Origin of the sequence: Enterobacter cloacae complex sp. IR53030, from assembly GCF_049238365.1 — a bacterium.
GTDB lineage: Bacteria > Pseudomonadota > Gammaproteobacteria > Enterobacterales > Enterobacteriaceae > Enterobacter > Enterobacter kobei.
Genome location: NZ_JBMKHA010000049.1, coordinates 1 through 7,125 on the forward strand (window position 1 = coordinate 1; position 7,125 = coordinate 7,125).

At 55.0% G+C, this 7,125-nt stretch carries 7 protein-coding genes; 1 reads left to right on the forward strand and 6 read right to left on the reverse strand.

All coding sequences use genetic code 11. From position 1 onward, the window contains the following. Positions 1-327: 327 nt before the first annotated feature. From ACOTXR_RS24695 to ACOTXR_RS24710, 4 genes are all read right to left on the reverse strand, one after another. Entirely contained in the window at positions 328-1,188 is an 861-nt protein-coding gene (locus ACOTXR_RS24695) for a broad-spectrum class A beta-lactamase TEM-1 (RefSeq protein WP_000027057.1), read from the reverse strand. An 820-nt stretch (positions 1,189-2,008) separates the two neighbouring features. Beyond that, the gene (locus ACOTXR_RS24700) at positions 2,009-3,379 is read right to left on the reverse strand and encodes an IS1182-like element ISCfr1 family transposase (RefSeq protein ID WP_000971921.1); all 1,371 of its coding nucleotides are present in this window, start codon (positions 3,377-3,379) and stop codon (positions 2,009-2,011) included. A 114-nt stretch (positions 3,380-3,493) separates the two neighbouring features. Next, positions 3,494-4,630, reverse strand: coding sequence for a DUF3883 domain-containing protein (locus ACOTXR_RS24705; protein WP_000080861.1), 1,137 nt, complete (start codon positions 4,628-4,630; stop codon positions 3,494-3,496). Between the two features lie 50 nt (positions 4,631-4,680). Beyond that, positions 4,681-4,908, reverse strand: coding sequence for a hypothetical protein (locus tag ACOTXR_RS24710; protein ID WP_421767130.1), 228 nt, complete (start codon positions 4,906-4,908; stop codon positions 4,681-4,683). Positions 4,909-4,931: 23 nt separating this feature from the next. Between ACOTXR_RS24710 and ACOTXR_RS24715 the strand changes: the two genes are divergently transcribed. After that, a complete protein-coding gene (locus ACOTXR_RS24715) occupies positions 4,932-5,123 on the forward strand; it encodes a hypothetical protein (RefSeq protein WP_000951934.1) in 192 nt (63 codons plus the stop codon). 481 nt (positions 5,124-5,604) lie between these two features. Here the strand turns inward: ACOTXR_RS24715 and ACOTXR_RS24720 are convergent, their stop codons facing one another. Both ACOTXR_RS24720 and aac(3)-IId read right to left on the reverse strand, forming a co-directional pair. Then, positions 5,605-6,147 (reverse strand): AAA family ATPase, encoded by a 543-nt coding sequence (locus ACOTXR_RS24720; protein WP_000587837.1) that lies wholly within the window; start codon positions 6,145-6,147, stop codon positions 5,605-5,607. Positions 6,148-6,159: 12 nt separating this feature from the next. Next, positions 6,160-7,020, reverse strand: a complete 861-nt coding sequence (gene aac(3)-IId / locus ACOTXR_RS24725) for an aminoglycoside N-acetyltransferase AAC(3)-IId (RefSeq protein ID WP_000557454.1) — start codon at positions 7,018-7,020, stop codon at positions 6,160-6,162. Between the last annotated feature and the right edge of the window lie 105 nt (positions 7,021-7,125).

The window sequence follows — 7,125 nt, forward strand, 5'->3', positions numbered from 1 at the left end:
TCAAGCAAGCCAACTTGTCGTCAAAATCGGTGTTGCAAAAACGGGAGTGACCATAGATTCCGTTTTCTGAGGTGCCCCCTAATAGTGTTCTTCCATTTCGGTAAAAATCCCTACCATGGATTCCCACTCGTCCGGGGGGTAATGACTCCAACTTATTGATAGTGTTTTATGTTCAGATAAGGGGTCTGACGCTCAGTGGAACGAAAACTCACGTTAAGGGATTTTGGTCATGAGATTATCAAAAAGGATCTTCACCTAGATCCTTTTAAATTAAAAATGAAGTTTTAAATCAATCTAAAGTATATATGAGTAAACTTGGTCTGACAGTTACCAATGCTTAATCAGTGAGGCACCTATCTCAGCGATCTGTCTATTTCGTTCATCCATAGTTGCCTGACTCCCCGTCGTGTAGATAACTACGATACGGGAGGGCTTACCATCTGGCCCCAGTGCTGCAATGATACCGCGAGACCCACGCTCACCGGCTCCAGATTTATCAGCAATAAACCAGCCAGCCGGAAGGGCCGAGCGCAGAAGTGGTCCTGCAACTTTATCCGCCTCCATCCAGTCTATTAATTGTTGCCGGGAAGCTAGAGTAAGTAGTTCGCCAGTTAATAGTTTGCGCAACGTTGTTGCCATTGCTGCAGGCATCGTGGTGTCACGCTCGTCGTTTGGTATGGCTTCATTCAGCTCCGGTTCCCAACGATCAAGGCGAGTTACATGATCCCCCATGTTGTGCAAAAAAGCGGTTAGCTCCTTCGGTCCTCCGATCGTTGTCAGAAGTAAGTTGGCAGCAGTGTTATCACTCATGGTTATGGCAGCACTGCATAATTCTCTTACTGTCATGCCATCCGTAAGATGCTTTTCTGTGACTGGTGAGTACTCAACCAAGTCATTCTGAGAATAGTGTATGCGGCGACCGAGTTGCTCTTGCCCGGCGTCAACACGGGATAATACCGCACCACATAGCAGAACTTTAAAAGTGCTCATCATTGGAAAACGTTCTTCGGGGCGAAAACTCTCAAGGATCTTACCGCTGTTGAGATCCAGTTCGATGTAACCCACTCGTGCACCCAACTGATCTTCAGCATCTTTTACTTTCACCAGCGTTTCTGGGTGAGCAAAAACAGGAAGGCAAAATGCCGCAAAAAAGGGAATAAGGGCGACACGAAAATGTTGAATACTCATACTCTTCCTTTTTCAATATTATTGAAGCATTTACCAGGGTTATTGTATCATGAGCGGATACATATTTGAATGTATTTAGAAAAATAAACAAATAGGGGTTCCGCGCACATTTCCCCGAAAAGTGCCACCTGACGTCTAAGAAACCATTATTATCATGACATTAACCTATAAAAATAGGCGTATCACGAGGCCTGTGGGAGGAAAATAAAGTGTCATCCTAACTACAGGACCCTGCAACGTAGCAATTCCTGCAAAAATCCATTTAAAACAATGACTTATTTCAATTCTGCCATCTGCAAGCGTTTTGTGGGGATGGAGGCCGGAATCATTAAAGTATCATCCTAATTTTCGCTCAACCTTGGAAAATGCTGAGAATCGTAAAAATAAAGTTTCATCCTTTCCGCTACTAGTTCAAGGCTTTCTTCCGGCCGCCGGCAACAACGCTGCTTGGCTGAGGCGATCCACTTGCGCTACCGCTCACTGATCAGATCGAACTTGAACTCGACGAGCAGCCAACCATCAGGCCGAGCGTGATCGCCAAAAAAAACGGATCATGCGAAATCCTTCGTTGAGTTTGGCGCGGGTTTTAGCAAATCAGCTGGCCCGCGATCCGGTTGAGAGTGATCCGAAGCGGTCCTTGACGACCGGCACAAATCGGCCGATTCTGTTGAAAAAGTAGCTTTAGCGGCAGCCTGCCGATCAGGTGTGCCTGCTGTCGAAGTGGCTGCAAGCCACTTCAAGTTGCCTTCCGGCGTTTCACTGAGCGTCCTTGCTCAGGTTTAAGGGTTAATTTGAGGGTTTCTGCTCGTAGCAGGCATACCTATCCCGTCAGCGGTGGCCCTTGAGGCAAAAGCTTGGCCATGCGGCGCAGGTTCTGCACCATCGCAGCCAAGGTGAATTCGTCAGTGGCACCCGTTAGGCCACGCAGTCGTAAACGGTCGAGTTTCATGATCCGTTTGAGGTGGGCGAAAAGCATCTCCACCTTCTTTCGTTCGCAGCGAGAGACGAGGTACTCCGGTGTCTTGGCGATGCGTCGAGCCACGTCGCGGGCAGCCTCATGGATGCTGCGGACGATCTTCCGATTCGGCGTGTTGGGGCAGCATTTCGCTTTCAACGGGCAGGTGGCGCAGTCGGTTTGGCTGGAGCGGTAAATGACGGTTTTGGCCTTAGTTACCCGCGACCTTTGCTGGGTGAAGGCGCGCCATTCACTGCGTAGCGGTTTGCCGGCTGGGCAGCGATATTCATTGGCGTCCTGACTCCAGTGAAAGTCGTTACTGGAGAGGCTGTCGTCCTTGCGCTCGGTCTTGTCCCACACCGGCACATGCGGTTCGATGTCCTTTTCTTCGACCATCCAGGCCAGCATCGGGGCGGTGCCATAAGCGGTATCGCCGATAAGGCGTTCCGGTGTGAGATCGAACTGCGCCTCGACACGCTCGACCATCGTCCTAGTCGAATCGACTTCGGCGGTACGGTGCGCCGGGGTAGCTTCCACGTCCATGATCACACCGTGCTCAGTGTCGATCAGGTAATTCGTGGAGTAGGCAAAAAAGGCCGGGCCACCTGGCGCTGCTGTCCAACGGGACTGAGGATCAGTGAGCGAAATTTTCTTGGGAAGAGCCTCAGCCAGCGCCTCTTCATCAAGGGCTTCGAGGTACTCGCGCACTGCGCGGCTGCTGAGCTTTGGATCGTTCCAATCGACCTCATCTCCCGCCACCCCACGTTGCCGGCTGGCATCCGCCTTAATGATGCTGGCGTCGACGGCGAAACCTTCACCCTTGACTAGGCCGGCTGCCATGCAGCGCCGCAGCACCTCATTGAATAACCAGCGGAATAGATCGCTGTCACGAAAACGCCCATGGCGATTCTTCGAGAAGGTCGAGTGATTGGGGACTTCGTCTTCCAGACCCAACCGGCAGAACCAGCGATAGGCCAGGTTCAGGTGCACCTCTTCGCACAATCGCCGCTCGGAACGAATGCCATAGCAGTAGCCGACGACCAGCATGCGCACCATCAACTCCGGGTCAATCGAGGGACGCCCGATGGGGCTATAGAAATCTGCCAGGTAGGCACGTAGATCACTGAGATCCAAGCACTGGTCGATGCTGCGCAGGAGATGTTGGGCCGGGACGTGATCTTCCAGATTGAACGAGTAGAACAGGCGCTGCTGTCCTCCCGGTAACTGTCCCATCATGCTGTTCGCCCCCACGCTCGCTGACAAAGCAATTTTGCCAACGGCATGGGGAGGCCGCTACTTTTTCAACAGAATCGGCCGCACACAGCCATTCGGCTCAACAGAACCCTGCCTTTACCCCACCAAACTCCGGAAACTCGCCCGGTAGTCCGTCGGCTTGAGATGCACATGTTGGCTGAGGTCGCCGGGTAGCGTGAACAGGCGCGGACCGTCCCGAAACTGGAACACGCGATACAGATGGAATTGATCGCCCGCCTCCTTGGAGAATTCGAGTTCGTTGTGGCTGACCAAGAAAGACGAGCCTACCCCGCCATTGGTGGTTTTCACCTCGATGAAGCGCTCATGGGCGTCCTCTTCGAACGACAGGATGTCGAACCCCGCACCGTCTCCCTGGGTGTCGGACACCCAATCCAGCCGCTGAAAAAGCTCTGGGTGGCCGAGCTCGGTCAGGCGTTGCTGTTCGTAGCCAATCACCCACTGCTCCCCTGCCCGGCCCAGCTTGCGGTTGGCTTCATCGCGAGCGGCATAATCGAACTTTCGCGGTAGGCGTTGCCGTAGAGATGCCGGGGTACGCACAAGCACTTCACGGGCGGGTGGTTCTACCAAAGCCGCTCGGTAGGTTTTGTCACCCGGAAGTTTTACCTCCTCCAGGGCATCGACAAGAGCGCCGACCGTCTGCTGATGTTCCAGAACGTAGGCGTGTACGGATTTACGCAGCAGCAGTTGGCTGTTGCCGCGTGGCTTGTAGCCGTTGATATAGGGCAGGCCCAGGGCATCGAGTACGGCGCTAATGTTCTGGTGCTTGAGCTCGACTGAAGACTTGCTGCGACCGTTCAGCAGTTGGCGCAGTGCCTGGTTGTGCTCGGACTTGTGGTACGGCTCCCCAGCCGCCTCGGCACGCAGCATGTCGAAATAGTCTTCGACCGTGGCCAGGACCTCTTCTTCGGACCAGTCTTCGCCGATGCGAATGATGCGAAACCCGAGCCGCGTCAGCGCCGGAACGACGGTCGTCTCGCCACCGGAGAAGCTGTCAGCAGTGAGCGGGCCCTGCTCGGGAAATTGCTTGCCGAAGGCCACACCGGCGATGGCCTTGGAATCGCAATCGGTGCCGGTCTTCGGATCACGTACCAGGAAGTCGCGGGACTTGCCGTAGCCGTGGCGCGCCAGGAATTTCGTGCGGCCCAGTTGCACGAACTCATCGATGGCAGCCTGCACGGCGGCGGGGCTTCGAAGCTGGGAGAGTTGAGACACAGGGTCCTTCCTTACTGTCATGGTGTGCCGGGAACCGCCGAGCCACGAGATTATGAGTAGCCCCTGAACAGAAACGTCACGATAAAAGCCGTGAACGCCACCAGGCCCATTAAATCCCTTGCGTATTTGCAGCCCGTGCTGTCCAAACCTGTACCAGGTCCGATCAACACGCTCCAACCATTGAGGTACGAAAACACCGCCTGACCGAACAAAAAATGCGTGATAGCCGCCACAGCCATGACGCCGGAATCGTCAGACAGGCTGTAGCTGTTGACCATTGCCCTGTACGCCTGCATCTGAAATGGCTATTGCCCTGATGGGAGCCGGCTTTTCAGCCACCGACACCAGCGATGCCGTCAATATTCTTTACCCGATAACCATGACCGTACAAGCTAACAAGGCCTGGCAAGCCAGCGGACTTAAAAAGTCTTTTTTTCTACCATCCCACAAAAAAGTTCGTGGTGGAGAAAAGATAAGCTATGCAAGGCTTTAGGAGACGTGGTTTTTCAGGATGACGAAGAACGATTCGGCGCTAGGTGCAACATAGGTGCATCGCACGAGCGCTAGGAACGGCGAAAAAAGGCGGACGTGGCGAAATCGGTAGACGCAGCAGACTTTAAAATTGGAGTGCCCGCGGGGAAATCCGCGGAGTAGAACCGCTCAAAGTCGGGGAACGCTAACGGGCAATACCCTAAGCCAATCCCGAGCCAAGCCCCTTCGGGGGAAGGTGTAGAGACTGGACGGGCGGCGCCTAAAGCCTTCGGGCAATGGCGAAGGGACAGTCCAGACCACGAACGTCATCAGACGGCGGCGAAAGTCGAGGTGGTACGAAAATCTGCTTCTCTGTGAGAGTACGGGTTCGAGTCCCGTCGTCCGCACCACAAAGCCAAACATCCCTGCGATGATCGACCTCTGGGCGTTTGGTCGTGAGCCCGCCACCCTCGCGCTACGCTTTGCGCAGGCGTCGAAGGCGATCAGGTGCGCCCATCGATTCCGTCGAGCACCATCGCTGCGAGTTCATCGCTGGTGTGTGCACCACTATCGAGAACACGGGTTGTGCATGGAAGCCGTTCCCTTGCGGCCAAGCATCGGGCGACATTCGCTAATCGCCACTCTCGAATCTCCGCATTTCGATTCGGGTCAGGATGCATGGTCTGGTTCGCGATCCGGTGACGCAATAGGTCCTCGTTGAGCGTCAGAAAGATGTGCAGCAGCTGATCGTCGATCCGCCTTACCCCGTCGAGTATCTCAGTCAGATAGTCCGGGTGCACGAGCGTCATTGGGATGATGATGTCCTGCGAGTAATTCCTTCGAATCTCCCTGACCGCCGCGATCGTAAGTCCCCTCCACAAGGGGAGATCCTGATAGTCTCCGCTCGCTGGCATGGGGACCGTTTCTTTCACCACGAACCCGATTTCCTCGGGGTCAAAGATCAGCGATTTGGAACGCCGATCGCGCAGCCGCTTAGCGAGCGTCGTCTTTCCGGCGCCGAAAGGTCCGTTGATCCAGATTATCATTGTCGACGGCCTCTAACCTGAAGGCTCGCAAGAGCGCTCGACGGCCTCGTGCGGAGGCACGATCGGAGTGGTTCCGAAATGCTTCTCAAGATAGGTGACGCCGAACGTCACGATGTCCTGCGCGTCGAACAGGTAGCACTGAGCAAAGCCCACGACACCTTCTCGATGGCGACCGAGCTTCACGTAAGCATTTGCTATAGTTTCAACCGCATCCGGCTTTCCTTCGATAGCAAAGCAATCGAGAATGCCGTTTGAATCGTAATCCGATGCCGTTTTCCAGGCGACTTCACCGTCTCTTCCAAGCATCGGCATCTCATACGTCACCCACCGTTTGTTGGGGATATCGGCAACCGCCTCGGCGTAGTGCAATGCGGTAACGGAGTTTAGCGGCGCACCCAACAGCAGGGCCTTCCCGCCAAGGCGAACGAACCGCTCGACGGGCGATCCTTCCCCCAAGGCGTGACCGAGTTCGTGAGGCTCCGTCAGCGTTTCAGCCAGCGGACCAACCGCGACCATCGATGCATCGGGGTGCGCGCTGCGCCGCGCGCCGGGGGCTTGAACCAGAAATTGATTCAGCAGGCCGAACCCACGGTAAGTCCCGGCTGTTGCGGGATCGAACGGCAGCCAGGTACGGCGGGCTTCGTCATCCAGCCGAGCGCCATTCAGAGTCTCCTCGTAGGGTGATCGGTCCCACGACGCGTATCCCATCACAGTGCCAGTCGGCCCAACCGCGGAGCGTAACGCGGCAACGACCGTCTCCGCTCCTCCTTCGACCGGACCAATCGCTTTAAGTGAGGCATGCACCATCAAGAGGTCACCGGTTTGGACTCCGAGTTTTTGAAGCGCCTCCGTTATTGCCTTCCGCGTATGCATCGCGATATCTCCTCTAAACTGCAAAACACTATACGGGGTCTGACGCTCAGTGGAACGAAAACTCACGTTAAGGGATTTTGGTCATGAGATTATCAAAAAGGATCT